The sequence below is a fragment of the Polyangiaceae bacterium genome, assembly GCA_020633205.1.
In the GTDB taxonomy this organism is placed as follows: domain Bacteria; phylum Myxococcota_A; class Polyangia; order Polyangiales; family Polyangiaceae; genus JAHBVY01.
The window spans coordinates 318508-343438 of record JACKEB010000012.1 but is presented as its reverse complement, the minus strand read 5'-3'; the positions used below and the strand labels follow the sequence as shown (position 1 = coordinate 343438).

Sequence of the window (24931 nt, the reverse complement as noted above, 5' to 3'; positions counted from 1 at the left end):
AGCGAGTGCCGCCAGCAAATCCTCGAGGAAGCACGCGGCGTGCGCCTTGGCGACATCCACGCGGAGCAAACCGCGACTAACACCGAGGCCGAGGGCGACGAAGAGCTGCCTCCGGTGCTGCGCCCCACAGCGCCTCCCCCGCCACGTGGCGAGGTGATCGAGATGACCCCGGCAGCGAAGAAGCCTGCTCCGGCGCCCGTCAAAGACTCTGCCCCGCGTATCCTCGCGGTGTTCAACCACAAGGGCGGAACCGGCAAGACCACCACCAGCGTCACCATCGCCGCGGGTCTCGCCGAGCGCGGCGCCAAGGTGCTCTTGGTGGACACGGACGCCCAAGGCAACGTGGGAGTTTCCCTGGGATTGCCAGTGGAGCGCTCGCTCTATCACGTGCTCGTGATGGGCCTGCCAGTGGCTGACGCCGTGAAGACGGTGCGCCCCGGCCTCGATGTGTTGCCCTCGAACGAGACTCTAGCCGCTGCGGAGCTCTACCTCGCAGGGCGCAAGCAGCGTGACCGCGTGCTGGCGTCGCGCTTCGAAGGTGTGCTCGACACCTACGACTACGTGGTCGTCGACTGCTCGCCGAGCCTCTCCTTGATGAACCAGAACGCCCTCGTGCTGAGCGACGCCGTGCTCTGCCCCGTCGCCTGCGATTACCTGTCGCTGGTCGGCGTGCGCCAGGTGTTGCGCACCATCAAGCACGTCAACAAGCTCTTGAATCATCCCGTGCAACTATGGGGGATCCTTCCAACTTTCTTTGATGGCCGTGCGCGCATCTGCCACGAGGCGCTGGACACCCTGCGGGAGCACTTCCGCGAGCGCTGCCTGCCGCCGGTGCGATCCGCGATCAAGGTCAAGGAAGCGCCTGCCCAAGGCAAGACGCTGTTCGAGTACGCGCCGGGGTCGAGCGCGGCGACCGACTACCTACAAATCGTCGAGCGTTTGCTCGCGGAAACAAAGCTTGGTGCGACCTCCGACGAGGTGGCGCCCGAGAGCAGTGAGCAGTTCTCTGCCCAGGGCTCTCATCGAACCACTTCTGACGCGGATATCGCGTTGCCAGCATGAATGAGGAGGCCCGGGTGAGTGATCGAGACGACTACCGACAGGCAGCTGCCAAGCTGCTAGACCGCGACGAAGTAGAGGGCGTACTTTCGTCCACCTTCTATTCCGCGGGGAACGCGGAGCGCGCAAAGCCCGTGCGCGCCGTGCCCAAGACCGAGAAGCCGACCCACTACAAGGTGATCTGCATCTCGATGTACACCGACGACCTCAAGCGCCTCGACGACATGGTCGACACGCTGAAGGCGCGTGGCTTCACCAAAGCCAACCGCAGCGCCTTGATCCGCTACGCCCTGAGCGAAGTGGACCTCGAGAGCGTCCCGAAAGGGATCTGAGACGCTCCAGCCGGGTTTGGGGGGGAGGCGCGACGGGAGCCTCCCCAAACCGGCGACAGCACTCGCCCCTCGGCTGCTCAGCTGTCCGCTTCCTCCGTGGAGCGCTGAGCGACTCCATTGCCCAGTCGCTCAGCGTGATACGCGCGCCAACAGCTGATCTGAACGGCGACTTGCAGCCGGCGTGAGGCTTCTTCAGGATGCCCGCCGATGACGCGACTCGCCTTCACCGACCACCGCCGTGATCCCGGCGGCTGGGCGAACCAGCTCCACATCAGCAAAGAAGCCATCGAGCTCTACCTCGACTCCGACGTGCTCGACCTGCACGTCGATAGCTTCATTTGGGATCGCGTCTTTGGCTACGACCTGACCAAGCGCCACGGCCTCGGTCTGTTCAAGGGCGCCTTCTACAGCCAGGTCGACTTCCCTCGCATGCTCGAGGCGCAGCTCACCGGCGCCATCTGGGTGATCACCACGAACCCAACCCGCAGCGCCAAGAGCCGCGAGCGCGCGTTCGTGAAGAACATCCAGCGGTTGCAGGCCTGGTTCGCCAAGGTGCCGGAGCAGTTTCAGCTGGTGAAAAACATCCGCGAGTACCGCGAAGCACGTGCCGCGGGGAAACATGCGGCGTTTGTCGGTATCCAGGGTGGTAACGCCCTCGACTACAAGCCAGACAGCCTGGACCTGATCCCGAAGGATCTGGTCTTACGCATCACCCTGGTACACCTCTCTTCGTCGACCCTGGGGGTCACTTCCTCGCCGCTCAAGGCGGGCGGCGACACCGGACTCACCCACGCTGGCGCGGAGTACGTGCGGCGCCTGAACGAGAAGCGCATCTTCGTCGACCTGGCGCACATCAGCCGCAAGGGCTTCTTTGACGCGGTCGAAGTGCACGACAAGTCCCAACCGCTGATCGTCACCCACACGGGCATCGACGCCGTGCACCAGCACTGGCGTAACCTGACGGATCCCCAGCTCAAGGCGATTGCAGACACCGGCGGCACCATCGGCATCATGTACCAGTCGTCGTTCCTCGACGGCTCGACGTTCGGCTGTAAGGCCAGCGCCATCGTCGACCACCTGGCGCACATCTGTGACTGCGTGGGTGAAGACTTCGCCTCCCTCGGCAGCGACTGGGACGGCGCCATCACCCCGCCAAGCGACATGAAGAGCTGCCTCGAGCTGCCAAAGCTGGTGCAGCTGATGCTCGACCGCGGCTGGAGCGACACCCGCATCAAGAAGATCCTCGGCGGCAACTTCCTGCGCACCGTCGCTTCGCTGCGTCCGGAGTAGCTGCAGCGCGACGAGTAGCTGCGGCACTCACCCCCAAGAAAAAGCCCAACATAGTAGTTCCCTACGGCAACGCAAGTAGGAGGGGAACCGCCAAGGGCGCCAAGGACGCCAAGGGGGATCGGGGCTAGCGGTGGTGCGCGCCTCGAGACGGCGTCTACTGGTGCGCGCAGCGTACGTCCCACAATCTTGGCGCTCTTGGCGTCCTTGGCGGTTGAATCCTCCTCCAACCCACGAGCCAAACAGTAGTTCTTGCTTATATTAGTTTCGAATGATACTCGGTTCGCAGGAGGAACATCCATGTTTGGAGCTGAATTTCGTCGTGTGGAGGATCGCGAGCACTTGGGGCAGGAAGTCATCGTGTCGGTTGCGACCCGCACCTACGCCACCGACATCGAGGATTTGTGGCAGGCGATCACCACCAAGGAGCGCCTCGCGCGCTGGTTTGCCGTGGTCGATGGCGACTTCAGGCTCGGCGGTCAGTACCAGATCACTGGCAACGCCAGCGGCACCATCACCCGCTGCGAGCCGCCGCGCCGCTTGGAGCTCACTTGGGAGATCATGGGCGGGACGAGCTGGGTGCACGTGACGCTCGGCCAAGCAGGCGCACACGCCACTTTGCAGCTCGAGCACTTGGCGACCAAGGCGGGGATTGGCGAAGAGCACCTGAAGAAGTTTGGACCTGGAGCGGTTGGCATCGGCTGGGATCTGTGGCTCCACGGACTCGGTCTCCACATGACCGATCCCGAATGGTCGATGAGCCCAGCGGAAGGCGAAGCCTGGTTGCTGTCTCCCGAAGGCAAAGACTTCGTGCGCGGTAGTGGCGCCGCGTGGGGCGTGGCAGATGAAGCAGCTGGAGAAGATCCGGAGACCGCCAAGGCCAAGACTGCGCGCACCATCGCGTTTTATACTGGCGAGTGATGCATGCGTTCGATGTCCTCGGAGATCCAGTCAGGCGCAGGATCTTGGAGATCTTGGCTCAGGGCGAACACGCCTCGGGACAAGTCGTGGAGATCATCTCCGAGGAGTTCGGCATCACTCAGTCTGCCGTCTCCCAGCAGCTGAAGGTGCTGCGTGAGAACGGCTTCGCTTCGGTGCGCGCCGAAGGCACGCGACGCCTGTACTCCGTCGACGGCCGCGCGCTGGCCGAGGCCGACGCGTGGCTAAGCCAATTTCGGCAGTTCTGGGGACCCGCGCTGGACGCACTGGCCACGGAAATTGCGCGCGGAAAGCGCACCAAGCGTTGATGGAGTAGCAACGCACAAAAAGCGAAAGGCCCCACTCGGCGGATGCGTGGGGCCTTTGGTCCTTGTTTGGTTGGAGAGACGCGAGCGGGACTCGCGCGGTTAGCTCACATCGAGTCGAACTCGGAGAGGTCGACTGCGCGAGCCGTATCTCCGACCTCGTTATCGGAGTCGTCATCCGAATCGGAGTCGGAGTCGGAGTACTCACTGTCGTTTTCAGCGACCGCGCCCCCGCGTCCCGGCTTCACCTTCATACCGCGCAGCTCGTCATCGGTGAGCTTCGGCAGCCGGCGACGGCCCAGAGGACCTTCGTCGACGTACTCGCGCAACGCTTCCATGTCGTTCAGCGCTTCCATCTTAGCCAGGGCCTTCACTTCGACCTGGCGGATGCGCTCACGGGTGAGATTCATGATGGCTCCTACGTCCTCCAGCGTTGTGCCGCCGCGATCCGCGATGTCGAGGGCACAAGACTCGTTCATCTCCCAAACCTCGAGGTCAGGGAAGTTCAGCTTGATGGCGCCGGTACGCGGCGACACATCGATGTAGAGGTGATGCTTGCAGGAAACGAACGGGCACGGCCGCGGTCCGTCGACGCACTCAGTGCGAGCGCGGGGCTTCCAGTAGTCCGTCTCGGGGTACAAGAGGCGCCCGATCTCGAGCTCGCGCTTCGTCATGCGCTTCACGCTGATCGTGCGTGCTCGCACGTCGCGCTTGCGACGTGAACGCCGCTGCTCCCGGGTGATTTCCTCTTCCTCTTGGAGAGCCGTCGCGCCCTCCGTGACCAGATTTGCTTCCTTGATTTCCATTTCCGCCGTGCTCCGCTGTTTTTGGTCCTGCGCTGCCTGACGCTAGGACGCACGATCCCCGATCGCACTCAGAGTCCCGCTCTGACTACGTTCTGTGGGATCCCGCTCTCGCGCACTCTCTGGCGCGAACTCCCTGTTTGCCTTGCCCTGGGGAACCGCTTCGTTCAACTCGGACCACGTTCCCGCCGTGTTCCGAACCCAATCCCCACTCGCTAGTTCATCAAAGCTCTGAAAAGTAGGCGTCTCAAGACGCCGCCACGCTCCGGATCTGAGAGCGCGAGGTAAGCCGCTTCTCGATATTTGACAGCCGATTGACCAGGCTGGCGCCCAGGCCCTTGGCTTCATTCATCTCTGCTACCGCCGCTTGGGCGATCGGATCCGCGCGGCGTTCGTCCATCACGCGATCCAAGGTCTCGAAGATGCTTCCCAGCGTGCGCTCCAGCTGCTCGAGGTCCCCGCGCATGAACAGGAACTCGCGCTGAATTTGCTCGATGGTGTAGCTCTCAGCCATCATCTCTTTGATGCGCTGGATCTGGCGCACCACGCTCACCGGGTAGATCCCTTGGGAGCCGCGATGCTTGCCCTTGCGACCCACGCGCACGCTGCGAGGAAGCAGCCCGAGCTGAACGTACTTACGTAAGGTGGCCTCACTCAGCGCGATGTCGTAGCTCGCAAACAGCTCCAGGATCTCTCCCGACGTCATGCCCTTGGCAAAGCGCGCTTCGACCCGCACGAGCGCGTCATCGTCCAAGACTCCACTGAGCTCGCCCCCCATCAAATGCACTCCCAACTCAGTCACTGTCTCAACCGTTTGCTGTTCGTGTTTCCCGAACGTCCACTCTGCCTGAGTCGTTGACCGTCCGCGGTGACTCTCGTCTCGGGACCAAGAACTCAACTTTCCGCCCCACCCGTGACGACGTCTCCGTCGACGCAAGTCAATATATTCTACTGAGTAGATCCCCCCCAAACGCTTTAGACGAGAAAATTTGCGCAGATCCTCATCCCGCTCCATGGACGCTATTTGGGATCACACCTATGACATTTGTTGTCACACCAATGGAATGTCCATGGAGCTTATGGGATGTCCATCGGGGCGCCCGACTCGTCACGCGCTGACTCGCGTGGAGGCGCCTCTCGACTCGAGTGTGATCTCATCACAGGCGACGCGCTTGGGCCTACAGAATGACCAAACGCTTTTCCGCAGAGCAACGGGGCGCGGCTCTCGTGATGCACCCGCGCATGTGAAGCTCACGCTGCGCCGCCTCGTCAGTCACCGCAGCGACTTCCACGCGCTCCCACGCGCTTCAGCCTCACAAGAACATTCCGCGCCAGCTGCACAGGGTTGTGCGAAACACTGCTATTTTCAGCGTATGCCGCGCTTCACGGCAGCGGGTAGTCGAGCGCGGTGACCTCGAGGGTGCGCTCGGTGGTCGTCTCGAGCGCTTCGGTTCGTCGCGCGGTGGCGCTGCGTACCGCGCGCGCGACCGGCACCGAGAAATCGACCGACCGAGTCTCCAAGCAACTGAGCAACGCAGGCGGGACCGCCGCCGCAAGCGGACGGTCGTCGGGTCGCTCTGCGAGCAGCGCGTGCACGACTGAACAAAAGCCGAGAGGTAGATCCGGCCGCAGTGACCCAAGCTCGGCGGGGCGCCGCCAGCTAAGCCGCGCCGGGTGACTCCAAGGCTCAGTTCCCCATGGATTTACCCCTGACGCGAGCTCATACAGCAACACACCCAGGGCGAAGGCGTCGCTCGAGGGGCGGAGCACCTCGCCTCTGGCTTGCTCCGGGGAGAGGTACATCGGCTTGCCCTTGACCACGCCGCTGGCGGTCCATGCCTCCCGCGCGGCGGCGCGAGCGATCCCGAGGTCAATCAGCTTCACCTCGCCGTTTCGCCCCACCATCACGTTGTGAGGCGACAAGTCTCGGTGGACGACGCCGCCGTCGATGGACCCAAGCACGACGAGCGCTTCACCGATGGCCGCGCCCAGTGCGACTAGGAGATCGAGGCTTGGGCGAACTGAGGCACCTCGCAGCAGGCGAGCGACGTCACAGCCGTTCACGTACTCCAAGCAAAGCTCGAGTTGCCCGTGGCTGTCTTCCAGCACGTCGAAGAGCCGGATGATGTTTCCGTGCGATATCATCGCAAGCAAACGCGCCTCCTCCGCCAGGGCACGGCGTACCCCGCTGTCGAAGCCGCGCGCTCGCTTGATGCAGACATCGCGGCTGAACCCGTCGGTAAACTGGCGCGCTCGCCACACTTCGGCGAATCCCCCCTGCCCCAGGCGCTCCAGGAGTTCATAGCCCACGACTCGACGACGATAGCGTTTGCGCATGGGTGTTCCCTCGGTCAATGCGGCCGAGAGTTGCGGAGATTGCGAGAGGAAACGCCCTCCCCACGCTGGAGTCGCCCGCTGGAAACACGCCTCGATCACTCAAACGACCGGTTTTGCCCCAAGGCAGGCTGAGCTGTACTAGATTCCCTGCCCATGGCGTTGACGCGCTATCGGGACGTCACCGCGGGAGGCGCCAGGCTTCGCGTCGCGGACACCGGCAGCGGATCGCCTGCGGTGCTTCTACACGGCTTGTTCATGGACCACCTAACGTGGTCGCGCGTCACGCCCGAGCTAGAAGAAGACTTCCGCGTCATCACCCCGGACCTGCCCGGTTTTGGCGAGAGCGAGAAGCCGCCGCTCAGCCGCTTCAGCTACAACTTCGATGCCTTCGCGGACTGCGTTGCGGGTTTGTATTCAGGACTTGGTGTCGGCAGAGCGGCGCTCGTGGGACACGACCTGGGCGGCTCCATCGCCATCGCTATTGCCGCGCGGCACCCAGAGCTAGTGAGCCGACTCGTCGTGATCAATCCGACCTGCTTCGTCACCTCGGCAGACTACAGTCGCCGTCTCGCGGCGTGGCCCTTGCTGGGAGGTCTGATGTTCAAGCAGTTCCTGGGTCGCACGAGCTTTCGCTCCTACTTCCGCGAGCGGCTCACCGGTGGGGGGCCCATCGATAGCGAACGCCTCGACCACTACTACGACTGCTTCAACACGCCGGCGGCGCGCGGTAGCGCGCTGGCTACGCTGCGGGCCACGGAAGACACCCGACCCATCATCGCGGACACCGCCCGGGTCGCCGTGCCGAGCTTGGTGATCTGGGGACGCCACGACAAGCTCTGCCCAAGCGGCTTCGGGCAGAAGCTCTCGAAGACGCTCAACGGCGCAGGTTTCGAGCTGATGAACACCGGGCACTCGCCGCAGGAGGAGCGCCCCGAAGAAGTCGGGCGCGTGCTCTCGCGCTTCCTGAAGGCTGAGCGCGCCAGCATGTTCTGAGGCGCTGAATCACGACTCGCGCTCTCGGACGTGGTCGCGATTGCAACCCATAGCCCCATCGCGTTACTTCTGCTGCATGGCGGAGACCCGAGCCTTCACGCGCTTCAAGCGGAATCGCGGAGCTGCGCTCGGGGCTGGCTTGGTCGTCTTCTTGATCGTGTTCGCGCTCCTCGCTCCGTTGCTCACTGGCTTCGACCCGAACCTGAGTGACTTCGACCGCGGACGCGACGCGATTGGAGAGCCCGTCGGGCCGAGCGCGGTGCACTGGCTTGGCGTGGACCAGCTGTTTCGCGACCAGCTGAGTCGCCTGGCTCACGGCGCGCGCATCTCCCTCGCCGTGGGGTTCGTCGCGACCTTGCTGAGCGCCTTGGTCGGTACGGCGGTAGGGCTGCTCTCGGGTTGGACCTCGGGCACTCGCTGGGCGGTCGTGGACCAAGCGCTGATGGGCCTGGTCGACATCGGCCTCAGCTTGCCCTACCTGGTGCTCGTGATGGCGCTTGGCGTGGCGCTCGGAGACGTCTCGCTCACCACCCTGCTCCTGGTGCTCGGTTTCACCAGCTGGTTCGGTACCGCGCGGATCATTCGCTCCAAGGTCCTCCAGCTTCGAGGTTTGGACTTCATCGAAGCCGCCCGCGCGCTCGGGCAGAGCGACCTCGGCATCGCCAGAAAGCACCTGCTGCCGAACGTCATCGGTCCGCTGATCGTGATCGCCACGGCCCACGTTGCCGCGATGATCATCGCGGAGAGCGTGCTCTCCTACTTGCAGGTCGGGCTACCGCCGCCCACGGCCACCTGGGGTCGCATGCTGCAAGAAGGTCAGTCGGCGATCGCGGATCGACCGCTCTTGGTGATCGCCCCGGGAGTGATGATCTTGCTCAGCGTGCTCGGTTTCAACCTCCTCGGAGAAGGCCTACGCGATGCCTTGGACCCGAATGAAAACTGAGCAGTCGCCGTTGTTCGCTCCCGGAGCAAGAACATCTCCTCACGGATACGTGCGTCTTCATCAAGGCCTAGCGAGGCTGGTCTTGGGGGTGAGTGTGCTATGCGCCACCCTGGGCTGCGACGAAAAGCTGTCGGCGCCCATCGGTAAGCGCGTGGGTGAGTCGCCAACGCGTGGCGGGACACTGCGCACGGCTTTCTTCACCGGCATCCGTACGCTGGATCCGGCAACCGGCTTCTCGACCACGAACGCCGCGCTCGGAAACCTGATGTTCGACACGTTGCTCACCTACGACGACGTCGGAAACCTGGTACCTCAGCTCGCTGACAAGTACAGCGTGTCTCCGGACGGCAAGCACTACGTCTTTCAGCTGCGGCGCGGCGTACTGTTCCACGACGGCAGCGAACTCACCGCAGACGACGTCGTTCGCAGCGTGCGGCGCACCCTCGCCCCTGACACTCCGAGCCCCGCGAGCTTTTACGATCGCATCGCCGGCTACCAAGATTACCGCAAGGGAAAGAGCAAAGAGCTCGGTGTACATGCCGACGGCAAGTACACCGTCAGCTTCGACCTCTCCGAGCCGGACTCCACCTTTCTCCACGTGTTGGCCCTGCAGCTGGTCGCTCCGGTGTGCAAGAGCGCCGGTGAGACCTGGAGCAACGCATTTGGCTCCAAGCCTTGCGGCACCGGCCCCTTCGAGCTCGTGCGCTACGAGCCGAACCTGTACGTCAAGTTCAAGCGCTTCGAGGGCTACTGGCAGCCGGGAAAGCCCTACCTCGACGGCGTCGAGTGGGAGCTGAAGGTCGAGACGCTGACCCAGCGCTACAAGCTGGAGCGCGGCGAGTACGACTACGTGCGCGAGTTTAGCCGCGCGGATTTGGCGCGGCTGCGCGGCGACAGCCGCTGGGAACCCTACGGCGAGTGGGAGGCGCCCCACACGGTGTTCGGCGCGTTCATGAACACCGAGATCCCGCCCTTCAATAACCGTCACATGCGCCGCGCGGTCGCCTTCGCGATCAATCGCGAGCACATTGCAGCGATCCGCCCGGGGCAAATCGTGCCTCAGTACAAGCTAGTGCCAAACGTGGTGATCCCCGCGACACCGGGCTACCCCGCTCAGCGTTACGACCTCGACGCTGCGTTGGAAGAGATGCGCCTCGCCGGCTATCCGTACGACCCGAAGACTGGTGAAGGCGGCTACCCCAAGGAGATAGACTACCTCGCGCTGGTGGACTCCTTTGGGCAACAGACGGCAGAGATCACCCAGCAAGAGCTCAAGAAGATCGGCATCCGGATCAACCTACGCCTCGTTGGCTGGCCCACCTTTCAAGCGCTCACGGGTCGACGTGGGGCCTCGGTGATGGGCACCACCGGCTGGCACCCGGACTTTCCCGAGCCCAGCAACTTCTTCGAGTCGACCCTCTCGAGCGACGCCATCGCAGAAGAAAACTGCCAGAACAGCTCCTTCTTCAGCAATCAAGAGCTCGACGCGCTGATGAAGAAGGCACGTGGTAGCTCCGACGCCGCTGAGCGTCAGCGCATGTATCGCCGCGCGGAAGCGATTGTCACCGAGGAGGCGCCCTGGGTGTTTACTCATGCCCAGCGCTACTACGAAGTCACCCAGCCGTACGTCCACGGCTACCACCCACACCCGGTGATGACTCAACGCGTGCGCTGGAGCTGGATCGACACGACGCAGCTCCAGCGTAAGGTCGCCTGCCTGCTCCCCGGGACGCAATGCGACAGGGGCGCGCTGCCTGCAAGCCTCGGTATGGGCCTCGGCAGAGGGGGCCGCTGAATGCTGCAGCGACTCGCAGCCCGTCTGGCTTGGTCCGTGTTCACGGTGTGGGCCGTATTGACCCTCACGTTCTTCATTTTCAACTGGCTGCCGGGTGATCCGGCTCGGGTCATGGCGGGTCCTCAAGCGCGCCCCGCCGACGTGGAAGTGATTCGCAAACAGCTCGGCTTGGATCAGCCGCTCTACGTGCGCTACGGGCGCTTCTTCACGCAGATGGTGCGCGTGGGGGGCGACGAGAAGTCTCACCCCAATGCGACCAAGCTCGTGGGGTCGGTGAGCCTCGATCTCGGTGAGAGCTACCTGCAACGGCAACCCGTGACGAAGCTACTCGGCAGCGCGATCGGGCCGACGTTCCTCGTAGGCGTATTGGCACTTGCCATCCAGCTTTCCGTAGGGATCTTATTCGGAGTCCTCGCGGCATACCGACGGCACACCGTGTTCGACTGGGGGGCCGTCGGCCTGACGCTGATTGGCATCAGCGCGCCGACATTCCTCACGGGGTTGTTGCTGCAAGCGGTCTTCGCGCGCTGGCTAAACTGGTTTCCGCTGGTCTATTCGGGGGATGAATCGCAGCTGCTCAAGTCCGCCTTCCTGCCTTCCCTCACCCTGGGGTTGTATGGCGCCGCCTATTACACGCGCTTGGTGCGCGACGAGATGCTCACGCTGCTCGGCAGTGGCTATGTGCGCACCGCGCGAGCAAAGGGCTTGTCGGAGTCTGTCGTCGTGTTCAAGCACGCGCTTCGCAATGCCCTGGTGCCGCTTGTGACGGTGATCGGCATGAATATCGGCACCCTGGTGGGCGGCGCGATCGTGACTGAGCGCATTTTTCGTTGGCCCGGAGTGGGCACGCTCACGGTGAATGCGATCTTCGACCGCGACGGGCCGGTGGTGGTCGGTGTGGTGCTGCTGTTCGCCGTCGCCGTGGTGCTGTCGAACTTGCTGGTCGACTTCTCCTACGCCTTGCTCGACCCCCGAGTGCGCTCCCGTTCGCATTGAACTTCAGGTGCGAAGCTGTCCGACCGTGTGGGCGATGGTGGCAACGGATTCGCGGCGAGGGGTTGGCAGCGAGTAGGCATCGCCTACACTCTCAGGCTCCATGGTTGTGAGCACGCACCGTCAGCCACGTCGTCGCCTCGCGCAGTGTGCGCTCTTGGCCGGTGGCTTGATGATCGCGTGCGGCGGAAGCCAACGCACCTCCCCCCCTAACCAGGCAGCAAGTGAGCCGAAAACGGCTCGTGCCGCGGGTCCCAGCGCGAGCGACGACCGCAACCCTTCGCCGGAGCTGGCTTCCAAGGGAGAGGTGCCGCTCACTCCAGGCGTCGAGAGCGACGACACCCATTTCCCCACGGCAACAAGTCGAGCGACCGTATCTCCGGCAGCAGCATCTCCATCGCCAGAGTTCGCGCATCCCGTGGTCGAGGCACACCGCACGCGCGCGGTGGTCTTGCTCTATCACGGCTTCGACCGGGGTAGTGATCCGCTGAGCGTGTCGAGCATTGCGTTCAAGCAGCAGATGGAGTGGCTGAAGGAGAATCGGGTGGAGGTGGTCCACCTGAGCCAGCTGGTGCTCTTCCTGCGTGGCAAGCTGCTGTTGCCCGAACGAGTCGCCGTGATCAGCATGGATGACGGGATGAGCAGCGTGTACCACCGTGCGTGGCCGATCTTGAAGCGGCTGAAGCTGCCTTTTTCCCTGGGGATCACTACTGGGCTAGTGGAAGACAAGAAGCGCTTTACCATGTCCTGGGAAGAGGTCCGGGAGATGCATGACTCTGGTCTCGTGGAAGTCGCAAGCCACGGCCATCGTCATCGCGGGTTGAAGAACCTGCCAAGGAAGCTCGTGGATGAAGAGCTGACTCGTTCAAGGGAGTTGCTCGAACAGCGCTTGGGGGTGAGCCCCAGCGTGTACTTCTATCCGCTGGGGTCGATGGATCGCCGAGCTCGAGATTTGGTGACCGAGGCGGGGTACGACGCAGCCTTCACCGCGACGGGGGCGCCAATTGCACTAGGCACTTCGCACCTCGCGGAAGTGCCGCGAACCTCCGTCTTCTACTCCGACTCGATGGGGCGCTTCAGCTACTTCTTTCGAGGCTTCTTGAAGACGATCCCGCATCACCTGCTGCCCAAACCAGAGCCGCTGCCTTAGCAGGGCCCGGGGCTGCGCCAAGGGCGGCGTGGCGGCCTGCTCAGTTCGTCGGAAAGGACGCTGTCGGCGGTTTCCCTGTGGAAGCTGGCGGGGTCGGAGGCAGCGCCGGCGCTGGTGGTTCGGCGGCTGGCGGCGCCGGGGGGCGAGCCGCCGGCGGACGAGCGGCGGGCGGACGAGCGGCGGGCTCCCGGGCGGCAGCTGGCTGGGCCTTGGGCTCAGGGGCGGTCTCCTTGACCGGCTCCGGCTCTTTGGCCTCTGGTTCCTTCGCCTCGGGCTCCTGCGGCTCAGGCTCCGCTGTCGCCTCGGGTGCAGGGTCCACGGTGGCTGGAGGCGTGGGCTTCTCGCTCATCGCGGGAGACGTCGTGGCCGGTTCGCCGCGTGTCTCCGAAGTGGAGGCGGCCGGCGTCGGCTCCTCCTTGTTGCCCTTGAAGATCATGGCGAACACGAACACACCGACTGCAAAGCCGACGGCCAGCGCAACGACGCGCATGAACCGGCTCCGCCGCGCCTCTTGCTCCGGGCTACGCTGGGGCAAGACCAACGGCTCATCGAGGTCGAGGTCGAGCTCGCCCGGAGGGATGCTGCGCGGCCCGCCTTCGTACTCCCCAGTCTCGCCGTCGGCGAAGAACGCGGCCTCGTGCTCGTGGTCGTGGGCGTGCTCGTGACTGGAGCCCCTCTCCGCGTCGTCGACGACAGGCGCCTGCTCGGCCGCTGCAGGCAACGGCGCGGTCTTCGTGCGGGGGCGTGAAGCGCGGGTGATCGGCGCTTCCTCTTCCAGCTCGTCTTTGGCTGCGGGCGCCGCCTGTTCGGCCGCGGTTTTTTCCGCCTTCATCTCCGCGGGATCAGTGCGGGCCGAAGGCGGTGCCGGCTCCACACCGGTAGCGGGCAGCGGGCTTTCCCGGCGGGCGCGAGGCGCTTCGGCGCGGGTCTCCGGGCTCGCCTCTTCGGGGAGCTCGATGCTGCCCATGATGCGCGTGGCCTTGCTCGCGCCCTCTTCTCCGCTTCCTCGAGGAAATGGAATCACCTTGGCTTCGAGCTTGGCCTGGGGCGACTCGCCCTTGGTCGACGGGAGTTGCGACTCGATGGCGCTGCGCGCGATCGCGACCGCAGCGCGGGCGTCAGGCGAATCAGCCAGGGTTGGCTTCGCGGTCCACCCGGCGCGCATGGGCGGCGCACCTGGATCGGTGATCGTCGCCTCGCCGAGCCCCATTTGGGTGGAGATCCCAACGCGACCTTCCTTGGTGGTCGTTGGCAGGGGCGTACGCTTGGGCGACGGCGCTGGCGCCGCTTCCGCGGCGAGGCGATCGAGCGCCTCCATCGCGGCGTCTGCGGCGGTGGCGAGGGTAGCGCGCTGAGACGGCGCGGTGCTGGCAGAGCGCGCAGCAGCCGCGGGAGTGGCTGCAGGACGTGCTGCTTCAGCCTCCGCTGCGGCGCCATCCACTTCAGCGTCGAAGATCCCAAGATCCGGCACGGGCTCGGCCGTCTTGGTTCGGGGGGGCGAGTGGCGCTCTGGTACGACGGCCTCCACCAGCGCGACGTCGAGCTTCGGCTGACTCTCGTGCTCGATGCTTGGAACGACTTCGTCGCTGTGGACTGGATCGTCGCCGAGGCCTTGGGACTCGGACGCGATCAACAGACCTTCGAAGTAGAGCTTCGTGATGGTGCCGAGCGTGGACAGGTCTTCGAACGGGCTCTCGTCCACGACGTGCAGCAGACTCCGGCGCCCATCGAACAGTTTCAGGATCCCGTTCAGCTCGTCGGGGATCTCGTTGAGGCGCTCGACGAGTTCGTCGTGATCGACCTCGAAGACCGTGGTGAGCGACGGAAGCTGCTCACACAGGCGACCCCACTCGTCGACTCGGCGCATGCCCTCCATCAGCAGGCCCTGGGTGGAGGTGGGAACGATGTCCTCGTTCTGCACCGGCCTGAACTCGACCTCGAAACTGCCTTCGGTCCAGATCAAAGCGCGGTAGACGGCCTCCTCGCCCCGAAGCCTACCGAGCTCCGCGTCGACGACCTTTCCCTCGCGGAAATAAACGAAAGCGTCACGCGCGCCGTCGTGGATCACCGCCACACCGCTCTTGCGGCTGACCTCGAAGGTCTGGAGCAGGTCGACCACGCCCATGTCCTCCAGCGAGCCCGAGAGGCGCGTGCGCGCGCTGAGCGGCTGACTGGTTGCGATGCGTTCTTGTGTGCGCCGCGCGAGCAGCATGTTCACCCGGGTGATCAGCTCGCGCACGAAGATCGGCTTCGTGAGGTAGTCCTCTACCCCAAGCTCGAGTCCGCGGATCTTGTCCTCCACCGACTTTTGGCTAGTCAGGAACAGTACGGGGATCCCCGCGAGATCCGGCTGCTCCTTGAGGCGCCGCACGAGCTCGTATCCATCGAGCCCGGGTAGCCGCGTGTCGGTGAGGATCAAGTCCGGAGTGGAGAAGTTGATCTTCGCAAATGCGTCTGCACCGTCGCCTGCCGTCGTGACGCTGTAGCCTGCCTTCTTGAGGCTGACTTCGAGCACTCGGACACTGCGAGGATCTGCATCGACCAGCAGTAGTTGCTTCTTCGCCACGTCGTTTCTTCCTGCGCAGGCTTAGCCTTGCGGTACCCAGGGGTACTGTCAAGCTGAGTCACCGGATGCGATACGTCTCACGCCACGAAATGATCCGCGAGGTTTGCGTGAGTGTGCGTGTTCCTGAGCAGCGCGATCGCTGACTCCGCTCTCACTTCCAGGGATCGACGATGTCTGATCCGCCGATTTGCGGCTTGGGCTTGGCAGTTTGAGTGGGGGTAGCCGCAGGGCGCGGGGCGGGATTGTACGGCTGCGTCCAAGGAGCGCGTCGGGGGGTCGGCTTCGCCTTGGCTGGCTCCGCAGTCTTTTCCACGGGGTTCGGCGCGGTCTCCGTTGCGGTATCGTCGGTTGGGGCCGCCTCCGCGGTTGCGGGTGTCGTTGCTGGAGTGGACGTGGGCTGCAACGACGCGGTCTCCGCGAGCGCGGTAGCGCTCGCGGTGGCCTTTGCAGACTCAGCGCTCGGGTCGCTGCCTCGGGTGAAGAGCCAAATCACCGCCGCAACCAGCGCGACCGCGCCAGCCACGGCGATAGCGATCGAGACGTGACTGTGAGACTCCGTCGAGCGCCCGCGGGCGATGCGCAGCTCCTCAGGACTCGGTGGCTCCAGCTCATCCGCAAGCAAGTTTTCGAGCGGCCTCGCGTCGGCCTCGGATGGGCGAAGCGAGACACTGCCGTCGTCGCTCACCTGGGCAACGCGGTCCAGCTCCTCGATGAAGTCCGCCATGCTTTGGAAGCGCTGAAGCGGCTTCTTTTGCAGGCAGCGCAGCGTCATGTCCTCGAGCGCGCCAAGCTCCCTGGCAGCCGCTACGACTTCACTCGGCGGCGTCGGCGCCACGTACATGTGCTTCGTCAAGACGCCCATGTAGCTGTCCGCCTCGAATGGCACTCGCCCGGTGAACATCTCGTACATCACCACGCCGAGCGCGTAGATGTCGGCGCGGTGATCCACGGTGCCGCCCGAGGCTTGCTCTGGGCTCATGTAGTGCGGCGTCCCGAACACCATGCCTTGACGCGTGAGTCGGCTCGCACCAGCGACCTTGGCCAAGCCAAAGTCGAGCACCTTCACCACGTCGCTACCACTGCCCGCCGCCGAACCCACATGGATATTGTCGGGCTTGAGGTCGCGATGCACGATGCCTGCCGCGTGGGCGGCGCCCAATGCCTCGGCAACTTGACGCAGGATACGCACAGCGCGGGCGGCAGGAATGGCGCCGCCGTGTTGGATCAGCCAGCCCAGCGACTGACCCTCGAGCATTTCCATGACGAAATACGGTTGCTCGCCGTCCAGTGCGCCAAAATCGGTGATCTGAACCACGCTGGGGTGAGACACCGAGGCCGCGGCCTTCGCCTCTTGAATGAAGCGCGCCGCCAACTCGCGATCGCCGGCGAGATCCTTTCGCAGCACCTTGAGGGCGAAAGCGCGACCCAGTGTGGTGTGCCGGACCCGGTAGACGGTACCCATGCCGCCCTCGCCAAGGACGTCGAGCACTTCATAGCGTCCGTCGACGACGCTGCCGATCAGCGGATCGCCGCTGCGATCCCATTTGCCGCGGTGTTCGAGCAAGGCACCGTCGAAGGGGCAAAACCGCGCTTCACCCGAGAACTGGTGCCCGCAGTCAGGACACAGCTTGGCAGTCGGCTCCGGCTCAGTCGCGGGCTTGTCGTTGGGCCCCTTGTGCCCTCCGAACAGCAACAGTGTCTCGCTCACCCTCGAGCGTCAGCCTAGCCCATTGTCCCCGGTCGGGGCACTCACTCGGGTGGCCAAGTGCGGATTGTCCGCATCTGCTGAGTGCGAGGGTCGTGCAGATCGGTCGTCAGCGCTCCGCTCTGCGCGGGCCTCTCCGAATCGTCTTCCCCACCTCAGCCGCCCACGGAGTGCGAGCGGTCGGTCGACCCACGCAAAAACGCCCGGGCTCATCGAGCCCGGGCGTTGCTGCTTTGGAGTGGTCTAGCGACTCAGCCGAGAGGCGTCGCACACGCGGCGCAGAACTTCGCGCCAGCGGCATTCGCCGTGTTGCACTTGGGACACGGCCCACCGGGGAACTCCGCGCCACCGGGCGCACCTTGCGGCGGCGCCCCTTGAGGCGCTGCCCCCTGAGGCGCGGCGCCTTGGGGAGGCGCGCCAGGCGGGGGACCGTAGCCGCCGGCCTGTTGCTGCGGGTAGCCCTGCTGCGGGTAGCCTTGCTGCGGATAACCTTGCTGAGGCGGGTAGCCCGGCTGCTGGCCAGGATAACCCTGGGGCGGATAGCCAGGCGGCGGGTACCCCTGCTGAGGCGGATAACCCTGACCCTGGGGCGCACCCTGTTGCGGCGCACCTTGCTGGGGCGGATAGCCGGGCTGCTGTCCTGGATAGCCTTGAGGCGGATAGCCAGGAGGCGGATAGCCGGGATAGCCTTGGGGCGGATAACCGGGCGGCGGATAGCCGTAGCCGGGCGGCGGGTAGCCTTGGGGAGGATAACCGTGAGCGCCCGCGTTCAGGCCGGCGCCGAGCCCCATACCGGCCATCATGCCCGCTCCCGCTACCCCCGCGGAAACGCCATCGCCGCCTTGCTTGAGTCCTTCGCCGAGGCCCATCGTCGCCTGCGCGCCTGCAAACTGGCCATAGCGGTTCATATCGACCTGGTTCACGTAGCGTTGAGCGTTCGAGAAGTCCTGGTCGAGACCAAACTGGCGTTGCTGTGCCTCGGCCTCTGCGGTGCCGACGCCAATCTTCGCCTTGCGCCGATCAAGCTTGGCCTGGACGATTTGGTCTTGGAACTCGTCGATGCGAGCTTCGTCTTCCTTGCTCAGGTTGATGTTGAGCTTGGCGATCTCCATCACCTGGAGACCCTTTTCCGTGAGGTCTGGGCAGTTTTGCACGATCTCGCGGGCGACGTCCGGGCCGCATTCGCCGAGGTCCATCAGGGTGATATCCCCGGACTTCATCATCCGGGTCAGCACGGACTTCAATCCCATCAGGATCTGGTCGCGCACCCACTGCAGCGCCACATCGGGATCCACCGCGCCACTCTGGCCGATGAACTTGCCAATGAAGACCGCGGGATCCGTAACCTTGAAGGAGTATGTGCCGAACGCCCTGGGGTTGACTCGGATCTCCAACTCAGGGTCGCGCATCGACCCGAGCGGACCGCCGAAGCCTAGCGGCTGGCTATTCTGATCGCGGAAAATCGGTCGAGTGGTGACGAAGAAGATCTCGCTGATGAATACATTTCCGCCCGTAAATTCGGAAACGAACTTACCGAGGAAGGGGATGTTCTGTGTGCTCAGGGTATGGCGCCCTGGTGGGAGGATCCCCTGAGCCGTGCCGTCCTTGAAGAACAGCGCGACTTCATCCGAATCGACCGTCAGCTGACTCCAGAATGGAAACTGCTGATCCGGATGCTTGTAGAAGACCTTCTCTTTGTACTCGTCGGGGCGAGCGATCATCATCTGCTGCACGCCGCCCTTGACGAAATCCATGATCCCCATGTGTGTATCTCCTCCGCAGAGTTCCTGGTCTGACCAGGCTAGAAGTCACCGGTGCGCAGTCTCGAACGACGAGCTGAGCGTACCAGTGCTGAACCTACCTCAAGCAAAGCTGACTGCCGGGCAGAATAGTGCCCGCATGAAGTGAGAGCAACCGAGTCCGCTCACCGGCGGGCCGGTTCTGGAGCTGCGAGGCGTGGCTGCCTTCGCTCCCGCTTCGAGAAGATCTCGCGTGTAGAGGGGAGCATCGCCGCTGCGGGCAAGCGACCCGGGGTGTTTCCGGCTTGGCAGGTTGCCGTCTATCGCCCCCGACGGGTGTGTCATGTGACTCGAGAAGTTCTGAGTTCCATTCGTGTTCCGAAGCGGTCTCAATTCAGCGCAACCTCCAGAAGCCGGCTGACGGCGATTCGAACTTGGTCCGCTTGACTGACCACTACCGTTTCGCTCGCACGAGCTCTCCTTGCGACGCAGGGCCGCTGTCCGGATAGACCTCCGGCGCGGGCCGCATGAGGTACAACCCGTGATCGCCCGCTACATTCCGACGGTAGCGTCGATTTTTGCGCTGGGGCTCTCCCAAAATCTGGACCCCAGGCGCCGCGACCCGTGAGCGGTCAGGCGAGTTGCGGTACCGTGAGCGGATGAGTCCCGAGCTGGACCTTGAAGGTCTGCCGCCGCCAGCGAAGAAGGCGCTCTCACCTGGAGCTCCGCCGCCGCTCAAACTGATGGCAGCGAAGGGCGTCATCCCGGGTGCGAAGCCCGCGGACATCGTCACCGTCCTCACAGGCCTAGCCGCCTCAGACGACGCGAAGGTCGCCGAGGCCGCCCGCGCGACGCTGAAAGATCTGCCGCCGCCGGTGTTGAACGGCGCGCTGAGCGCCGACCTCCAGGCGCCGGTGATTCACGCGCTCTGCGAGACACGCGCCCACGATCACGACTCGCTGGGTGCGCTCCTGCGAATGCCACGCATCGCCACGGAGACATTGGAGCTACTGGCAGAGCGAGCCGACGAGAAGGCGGGCGAAATCATCGCGACCAACGAGCAGCGCCTGCTCGAAGCACCGGGGGTCATCGAGCGGCTCTACATGAACAAACACGTGCGCATGTCCACGGCTGACCGCCTGCTCGAGCTAGCTGTGCGCAACGGCGTCACTCTCGACATCCCCGCCTTCAAGGAAGCCGCCGAAGCGATTCAAACCGAGCTCATCCCCGAGGCCAGCGAGGAGCCCAGCTTCGACGACGTCTTGTTCTCGGAGACCCAGGAAATCAGCGCCCAGATTGCGCTTGATGACGGCGAAGACACCCACGAGGTGGATGACGAAGGCAATGAGCAAGTCACGGAAAAGGTCAAGCCGCTGTGGGCGCGCATCACGCAGATGACCACCTCCCAAAAGATCCGCACGGCAGCGCTCGGCAAAGGCGAGGAGTTGCTCTTGCTCGCTCGCGACGCGAACCGACTCGTGGCAGCTGCGGCGGTGCAGTCTCCACGCATGCGCGAACGTGAGGCGATCCAGATCAGCGCGAGCCGTTCCGTGAGTGACGAGGTGTTGCGCATCATCGCACGCAACAAGGAGTTCACCCGCAGCTACCAGATCAAGCTGAACCTGGTGACGAACCCGCGCACGCCGCTCACGTTCGCGTCGAGTCTCATCCCCCACCTGCGCGAGGCAGACCTGAGGCAAGTTGCGCGCAGCAAGAACGTGACCGGCGCCATCTCGAGAGCCGCAAAGCAGCAGATGAGCCGCAAGGCGGACCGCCGGTGAGTTCCCGAGGAGCAGCGCAATGAGCAAGCTCGTCCGCTTCGGAGTCGCGATGGAAAAGGAGCTGCTGGAAGGCTTTGACGAGCTCATCACCCAGCGCGGCTACGCGAATCGCTCGGAGGCGCTGCGCGACTTGGTGCGCCGCGAGCTGGATGACGCTGCGTGGCAGACCGGCGCCCCGACCTGCGCCACCATCACGCTGATCTACGACCACCACAAGCCCGAGCTGAGCGAGCGCTTGACGGCGATCCAGCACGACTCTGGAGCGTTGATCATCAGCGCATTGCACGTGCACCTCGATCACGACCACTGCATGGAGGTGATCGCGACCCGTGGCCCGGCCAGTCAGCTCAAGGCCTTAGCGGATCAGCTGATCGGAGCAAAGGGCGTGCTGAGTGGAGACATCGTCGCTGCGCGCCTGCCTGATGGAGCCCTCGGACACAAGCACGAGCACGACCACAGCGCATGAAGGCAGTAAACCGGGGCGCTCTCACCCCCGAGAAAAACTCCACGCTCGGCCGGTCCGCCGCCTCGAATCGTCCCAACCGCACGGAACAAGAGAAGGCTTGCCCCCTCCCGCGCGTATTCGTATGCGACGCCATGCGCCATCTCGCCAAAGCCGTTGGGGCAAGCCTGCTCCTGATTGGGTGCGGACAACCGCCACTCAGCGCCCATGACCGAACGCCGCCCGCTGCACCGCCCCCTCCCAGCGCTGAGGCGGAACTCCCCGTCGCAGCGGAGGAAGCGCCTCGTCCCCTCACCCCAAACGACTATCGGCTACGTCTAATCGAGCTGAAGAAGCGGGTTCAGGAAAGCGGGCCGAGTGACCTACCTCGCGTCGGACAACCGGCCTTTGATCAGCTGGTCAGCCTGGGGAATCTGACACGTTTGGACGACGCGGCTGGCTTGGACGAGCGTGTCTCGACCGCGCAGGGCTACCTATCGGTGATTCCAGGCCTTTTCCCGCTCTACGGCAGGCCTGATTTCCGCCCGGAACAAATCGCCCTCACCCAACTCTTGCTGACGCTGGTGTCGAAGACTTACGGGCTGAGCACTGCTCAGGTCGAGGGTGCGCCGGACTCGGACGACGCTAGAAAAACCCACGACCAGCTCGTGCAAATGCTGCTCGGCACGCTGGGCGGAGCGCTCAAGATGACCCGAGAGGAAGCGTACTCCAAAGCTGACCGCCAGCAGCTCGTGGCGCTCGTCGCAGAGACTGTTTCCAACGTGGGAACGACGCTGCCCACTGAGGCGAGAGCGTCGTTGCGCGAAACCCTGGATGGCTTCCTGGCGGATGCACCCTCGGGGCTCGAGCTGATCTCGCTGACCCAGGCCAGGTCGAGCCTCGGAGCTTGACCCACACGCGAGCAAAGCAACCCTTGTCTTCGTGCAGGAAAGCTGCCCAGATGCGTCTCCCGGCGGCAACCACCGCCACAACTAGAAGAGGACAGGAGAAACACATGAAGCTCAGAAACCTTGCGCTTATCGCCATCGCCGGCAGCTTGATTGCCAGCACCGCGAGCGCGGAAGAGTCAGACATCGAGAAGAAGGCGGGCGTGCGCAAGACGTCGGGCTACGGCCCGGCCGGCTGCGGTCTCGGCTCGATGATCTTCTCACCGGATTCCGGATTCACCCAGGTGTTCGCGGCAACCACCAACGGCACCTCTGGAACCCAGACGTTCGGCATCTCCAGCGGCACGAGCAACTGCGACGACACCGACGCGGGCGAGGAGAGCGCAAAGGCGTTCGTTGAAACGAATCGCGTGGCGCTCGCCAAGGACATCGCGCGCGGAAACGGCGAGACCATCGCGAGCCTCTCCGAGCTTGCTGGCTGCCAGGACAGCGCGGCCGTTGGCCGTACGCTGCAAAGGAACTTCAAGCAGATCTTCCCGAGTTCCAAGGCCTCGAACGCTCAGGTGGGTGACGCCGTGGTCGAGACGCTGAAGACCTCGAAGTCGCTCGCTTGCGGCAACCTGGGCTGATTCGCCCGTTCGCGTCTCAGCGGCGCGATCAACCTGGTTTGGGGGTGAGGAACACTCGCCCCCATTTCTTTTCTTCCACTTGTTCCTAGACGACCTGATGTCCCGTTCCGAGCACCGCGAGGTGCTTCGCTCCGGCGCTACCCCGTTCCGCGGACGCCGCCAGACTCCCACGCGTTGCTTCGCCCTTTTTCTGGTCTGCGCCGTCGCAGCGTGTTGCGTCGCACTGCCAGCATCTCTGGCGGCAGCTGCGCCGCTCACGAGCTCCAAGGGTGCTGCCAAACGGACCCACACCAAGCGGACCAAGCCAAAGCTGGACGCCAAGCCCAAACGAAGCGCAGCGGGGATTCGTTCCGCGCGGCAAGAGGCGAGCCGGTACCTCGACTCTCTCATCGCGCGAGCAGCCGAGCTGAAGCTCGCTCGGACGCGCACCTGGCAACGGCTCCTGCACTACCGGCCAGGGGTCTTCGGTTGGTCCAGCGAGGCCGACAGTCGCGTCTTCTTTCTCGCCGCGGACGGAAGCTCGAACCCCGAAGCGGAGCTCGAAGCTACGCTGCGTGCCTTCTTTCGACCACCACGCAAGACCGACGCGGAGATCCAACACCCGTTCTGTCGGTTCCCGGCGCGGCGGGCCTGGCTCGCAGCGGAGCTGCAAATAGACTTCGGCCGCCTCCCAACCAGACGCTGTCCCCGCTACGAGGACTTCCGCCGCAGAATGCGCCCTCAGGCCGCCACGCTGGTCTTCTCCGCCTATTACTTGAACAACCCGGCGTCCGCCTTCGGCCACACCTTCCTTCGCATCAACAAGGACCCGGGAGAGAACCCGGAAGGCGGCCAAGACCTGCTCGACTATGGAATTGACTACTCCGCCAACGTCGACACGAACAACTCGTTCATCTACGCGTTCAAGGGGCTGACGGGGATGTTTCCGGGCACGTTTCGCCGCCTGCCCTACTACTACAAAGTCCGCGAATACAACGACTTCGAGTCGCGAGACATGTGGGAGTACGAGCTAAACTTCAGCCAGGCGGAGCTCGACATGATGCTCGCGCACATCTGGGAGCTAGGCTCGAACTACTTTGACTACTTTTACCTCACGGAAAACTGCTCCTACCACATCCTGGCGATCCTGGAGGTCGCGAGACCAAGCGCGGACTTGCTCTCGAAGCTAGGCTGGCCGGTTATCCCTGCGGATACAATTAAAGCCCTGTTCAAGGAAGGAGGGTTGGTACGCTCGGTGCATTTCCGCCCCTCGAACCGCACCCAGTTTCGGGCCAGGCTCGAGTCACTCTCGTCGAACGAGAGGAGCGCGCTGGCGCTGCTCGCTGCGGATCCTGAGGCGCCGCTCCCCGACGACCTCTCGGTTGCCGCTCGCGTCCGTGTGCTGGACGCAGCGCTCGACTACCTCGACTACAGCGTTGCGCGAGATGTGCTGAAGACCGACGCTGAGGACGAGCGCAAACAACGCTTGCTCGAGCGGCGCGCAGCGCTCGCAGTGCCCAGCCGTCCGCTCAACGTCGACCCTCCACCCGAGGCACACCCGGAGAACGGCCACGGGAGCCAACGCTGGGGTCTCGGGTCGGGCTACAGCACATCGCAGGGCTACTTCCATCAGCTGGACGGTCGCTTGGCTCTGCATGGCCTCGATGACCCAGCCGTCGGCTACCCAGAGCACATGCAGATCGAGTTCCTGCCCTTCTCGCTACGCTACGACGTGGAGGAGCCGAAACTCTACTTGGAGGATTTTTCCCTCGTTCGCATCATCTCCCTCACCCCCCTCGACCGCTTCACTGGCAACACGTCCTGGCATGTCAGGGCTGGTGCCACACGGATACGGGATGACGGCTGCGACGAGTGCCTCGCTGGAGTGCTCACCCTCGGAGGGGGAGGAACCCTCGAGTCCTTCGACGACGGCCTCACCGTATTCCTGATGGTGAACAACCACGTATTGGGTTTGGGCCCGATCGACGGCATCAATCACTGGCCGCTACGTGCTGGACTGGGTCCATTCAGCGGCATGCGCTTTCGCTGGACCCACCGCCTGGTCAGTCTGCTCACCGGCGAACTGACCTGGCTTCCGGCGCAGGAGCCGAAGCTCACCTGGAACGCCGAGTTCAGCACACGCTGGCTGGTGAGCCAGGACGTCGGCTTTGGCGTGGCGGGTCGCGCACAACCCAACGCGAACTCGGTGCGCGGGTTCGCCAACCTGTACTTCTGAGGCGGCGCTG

The 24931-nt window shown here is 64.3% G+C and carries 21 protein-coding genes; 15 read left to right on the top strand and 6 right to left on the bottom strand.

What is annotated here, in order from left to right; all coding sequences use genetic code 11:
- Positions 1–162 precede the first annotated feature (162 nt).
- From H6718_13550 to H6718_13530, 5 genes are all read left to right on the top strand, one after another.
- Positions 163–1062 carry a ParA family protein gene (locus tag H6718_13550; GenBank protein ID MCB9586422.1) on the top strand — a complete coding sequence of 300 codons (900 nt, stop codon included), beginning with the start codon at positions 163–165 and terminating at the stop codon, positions 1060–1062.
- Positions 1059–1391 carry a hypothetical protein gene (locus H6718_13545; GenBank protein MCB9586421.1) on the top strand — a complete coding sequence of 111 codons (333 nt, stop codon included), beginning with the start codon at positions 1059–1061 and terminating at the stop codon, positions 1389–1391. The genes H6718_13550 and H6718_13545 overlap by 4 nt, the downstream gene beginning before the upstream one ends.
- A 207-nt stretch (positions 1392–1598) precedes the next feature.
- Entirely contained in the window at positions 1599–2681 is a 1083-nt protein-coding gene (locus H6718_13540) for a membrane dipeptidase (protein ID MCB9586420.1), read from the top strand.
- Positions 2682–2978: 297 nt separating this feature from the next.
- Positions 2979–3599, top strand: a complete 621-nt coding sequence (locus H6718_13535; GenBank protein MCB9586419.1) for an SRPBCC domain-containing protein — start codon at positions 2979–2981, stop codon at positions 3597–3599.
- Complete coding sequence (locus tag H6718_13530) at positions 3599–3925, top strand: winged helix-turn-helix transcriptional regulator (protein MCB9586418.1); 327 nt, start codon at positions 3599–3601, stop codon at positions 3923–3925. Before H6718_13535 ends, H6718_13530 begins: the two co-directional genes overlap by 1 nt.
- Positions 3926–4029: 104 nt before the next feature.
- On the opposite strand, the gene H6718_13525 is transcribed toward H6718_13530, so the two are convergent.
- The 3 genes from H6718_13525 to H6718_13515 all read right to left on the bottom strand — a co-directional run bounded on the left by H6718_13525 (position 4030) and on the right by H6718_13515 (position 7062).
- Positions 4030–4728 (bottom strand): hypothetical protein, encoded by a 699-nt coding sequence (locus tag H6718_13525; protein MCB9586417.1) that lies wholly within the window; start codon positions 4726–4728, stop codon positions 4030–4032.
- A gap of 244 nt (positions 4729–4972) precedes the next feature.
- Complete coding sequence (locus H6718_13520; protein MCB9586416.1) at positions 4973–5503, bottom strand: hypothetical protein; 531 nt, start codon at positions 5501–5503, stop codon at positions 4973–4975.
- A 605-nt stretch (positions 5504–6108) separates the two neighbouring features.
- Positions 6109–7062 carry a serine/threonine protein kinase gene (locus tag H6718_13515; protein MCB9586415.1) on the bottom strand — a complete coding sequence of 318 codons (954 nt, stop codon included), beginning with the start codon at positions 7060–7062 and terminating at the stop codon, positions 6109–6111.
- A 153-nt stretch (positions 7063–7215) separates the two neighbouring features.
- Here H6718_13515 and H6718_13510 point away from each other — a divergent pair, with 153 nt between their 5' ends.
- The 5 genes from H6718_13510 to H6718_13490 all read left to right on the top strand — a co-directional run bounded on the left by H6718_13510 (position 7216) and on the right by H6718_13490 (position 12936).
- Positions 7216–8055: an alpha/beta hydrolase gene (locus tag H6718_13510; protein MCB9586414.1), complete on the top strand. Its 840-nt coding sequence runs from the start codon at positions 7216–7218 to the stop codon at positions 8053–8055.
- Positions 8056–8131: 76 nt separating this feature from the next.
- On the top strand, positions 8132–8998 hold the full coding sequence (locus H6718_13505) for an ABC transporter permease (GenBank protein ID MCB9586413.1): 867 nt from the start codon (positions 8132–8134) through the stop codon (positions 8996–8998).
- 88 nt (positions 8999–9086) lie between these two features.
- The gene (locus H6718_13500; protein ID MCB9586412.1) at positions 9087–10793 is read left to right on the top strand and encodes an ABC transporter substrate-binding protein; all 1707 of its coding nucleotides are present in this window, start codon (positions 9087–9089) and stop codon (positions 10791–10793) included.
- Positions 10794–11789 (top strand): ABC transporter permease, encoded by a 996-nt coding sequence (locus tag H6718_13495; protein MCB9586411.1) that lies wholly within the window; start codon positions 10794–10796, stop codon positions 11787–11789.
- A 100-nt stretch (positions 11790–11889) separates the two neighbouring features.
- On the top strand, positions 11890–12936 hold the full coding sequence (locus H6718_13490; GenBank protein MCB9586410.1) for a polysaccharide deacetylase family protein: 1047 nt from the start codon (positions 11890–11892) through the stop codon (positions 12934–12936).
- Between the two features lie 40 nt (positions 12937–12976).
- Here H6718_13490 and H6718_13485 read toward each other — a convergent pair whose 3' ends face one another.
- The 3 genes from H6718_13485 to H6718_13475 form a co-directional block, all read right to left on the bottom strand.
- Positions 12977–15502, bottom strand: coding sequence for a response regulator (locus tag H6718_13485; protein ID MCB9586409.1), 2526 nt, complete (start codon positions 15500–15502; stop codon positions 12977–12979).
- 151 nt (positions 15503–15653) lie between these two features.
- A complete protein-coding gene (locus H6718_13480; GenBank protein MCB9586408.1) occupies positions 15654–17210 on the bottom strand; it encodes a protein kinase in 1557 nt (518 codons plus the stop codon).
- A gap of 248 nt (positions 17211–17458) precedes the next feature.
- On the bottom strand, positions 17459–18970 hold the full coding sequence (locus H6718_13475) for an SPFH domain-containing protein (protein ID MCB9586407.1): 1512 nt from the start codon (positions 18968–18970) through the stop codon (positions 17459–17461).
- Between the two features lie 635 nt (positions 18971–19605).
- Between H6718_13475 and H6718_13470 the strand changes: the two genes are divergently transcribed.
- The 5 genes from H6718_13470 (at position 19606) to H6718_13450 (ending at position 24921) form a co-directional block, all read left to right on the top strand.
- The gene (locus tag H6718_13470; GenBank protein ID MCB9586406.1) at positions 19606–20727 is read left to right on the top strand and encodes a hypothetical protein; all 1122 of its coding nucleotides are present in this window, start codon (positions 19606–19608) and stop codon (positions 20725–20727) included.
- A gap of 19 nt (positions 20728–20746) precedes the next feature.
- Complete coding sequence (gene nikR / locus H6718_13465; GenBank protein ID MCB9586405.1) at positions 20747–21193, top strand: nickel-responsive transcriptional regulator NikR; 447 nt, start codon at positions 20747–20749, stop codon at positions 21191–21193.
- Between the two features lie 131 nt (positions 21194–21324).
- Positions 21325–22080, top strand: coding sequence for a hypothetical protein (locus H6718_13460; GenBank protein ID MCB9586404.1), 756 nt, complete (start codon positions 21325–21327; stop codon positions 22078–22080).
- Positions 22081–22184: 104 nt separating this feature from the next.
- Positions 22185–22706 (top strand): DUF3015 family protein, encoded by a 522-nt coding sequence (locus H6718_13455; GenBank protein MCB9586403.1) that lies wholly within the window; start codon positions 22185–22187, stop codon positions 22704–22706.
- A gap of 97 nt (positions 22707–22803) precedes the next feature.
- Positions 22804–24921 (top strand): DUF4105 domain-containing protein, encoded by a 2118-nt coding sequence (locus tag H6718_13450; GenBank protein MCB9586402.1) that lies wholly within the window; start codon positions 22804–22806, stop codon positions 24919–24921.
- Positions 24922–24931 lie beyond the last annotated feature (10 nt).

Bases quoted from the DNA above. Each gene is read 5' to 3' on its own strand.
- H6718_13550 (MCB9586422.1), top strand. From the start codon at position 163: ATGACCCCGGCAGCGAAGAAGCCTGCTCCGGCGCCCGTCAAAGACTCT.
- H6718_13545 (MCB9586421.1), top strand. From the start codon at position 1,059: ATGAATGAGGAGGCCCGGGTGAGTGATCGAGACGACTACCGACAGGCA.
- H6718_13540 (MCB9586420.1), top strand. From the start codon at position 1,599: ATGACGCGACTCGCCTTCACCGACCACCGCCGTGATCCCGGCGGCTGG.
- H6718_13535 (MCB9586419.1), top strand. From the start codon at position 2,979: ATGTTTGGAGCTGAATTTCGTCGTGTGGAGGATCGCGAGCACTTGGGG.
- H6718_13530 (MCB9586418.1), top strand. From the start codon at position 3,599: ATGCATGCGTTCGATGTCCTCGGAGATCCAGTCAGGCGCAGGATCTTG.
- H6718_13525 (MCB9586417.1), bottom strand. From the start codon at position 4,728: ATGGAAATCAAGGAAGCAAATCTGGTCACGGAGGGCGCGACGGCTCTC.
- H6718_13520 (MCB9586416.1), bottom strand. From the start codon at position 5,503: ATGGGGGGCGAGCTCAGTGGAGTCTTGGACGATGACGCGCTCGTGCGG.
- H6718_13515 (MCB9586415.1), bottom strand. From the start codon at position 7,062: ATGCGCAAACGCTATCGTCGTCGAGTCGTGGGCTATGAACTCCTGGAG.
- H6718_13510 (MCB9586414.1), top strand. From the start codon at position 7,216: ATGGCGTTGACGCGCTATCGGGACGTCACCGCGGGAGGCGCCAGGCTT.
- H6718_13505 (MCB9586413.1), top strand. From the start codon at position 8,132: ATGGCGGAGACCCGAGCCTTCACGCGCTTCAAGCGGAATCGCGGAGCT.
- H6718_13495 (MCB9586411.1), top strand. From the start codon at position 10,794: ATGCTGCAGCGACTCGCAGCCCGTCTGGCTTGGTCCGTGTTCACGGTG.
- H6718_13490 (MCB9586410.1), top strand. From the start codon at position 11,890: ATGGTTGTGAGCACGCACCGTCAGCCACGTCGTCGCCTCGCGCAGTGT.
- H6718_13475 (MCB9586407.1), bottom strand. From the start codon at position 18,970: ATGGGGATCATGGATTTCGTCAAGGGCGGCGTGCAGCAGATGATGATC.
- H6718_13470 (MCB9586406.1), top strand. From the start codon at position 19,606: ATGAGTCCCGAGCTGGACCTTGAAGGTCTGCCGCCGCCAGCGAAGAAG.
- nikR (MCB9586405.1), top strand. From the start codon at position 20,747: ATGAGCAAGCTCGTCCGCTTCGGAGTCGCGATGGAAAAGGAGCTGCTG.
- H6718_13460 (MCB9586404.1), top strand. From the start codon at position 21,325: ATGCGCCATCTCGCCAAAGCCGTTGGGGCAAGCCTGCTCCTGATTGGG.
- H6718_13455 (MCB9586403.1), top strand. From the start codon at position 22,185: ATGAAGCTCAGAAACCTTGCGCTTATCGCCATCGCCGGCAGCTTGATT.
- H6718_13450 (MCB9586402.1), top strand. From the start codon at position 22,804: ATGTCCCGTTCCGAGCACCGCGAGGTGCTTCGCTCCGGCGCTACCCCG.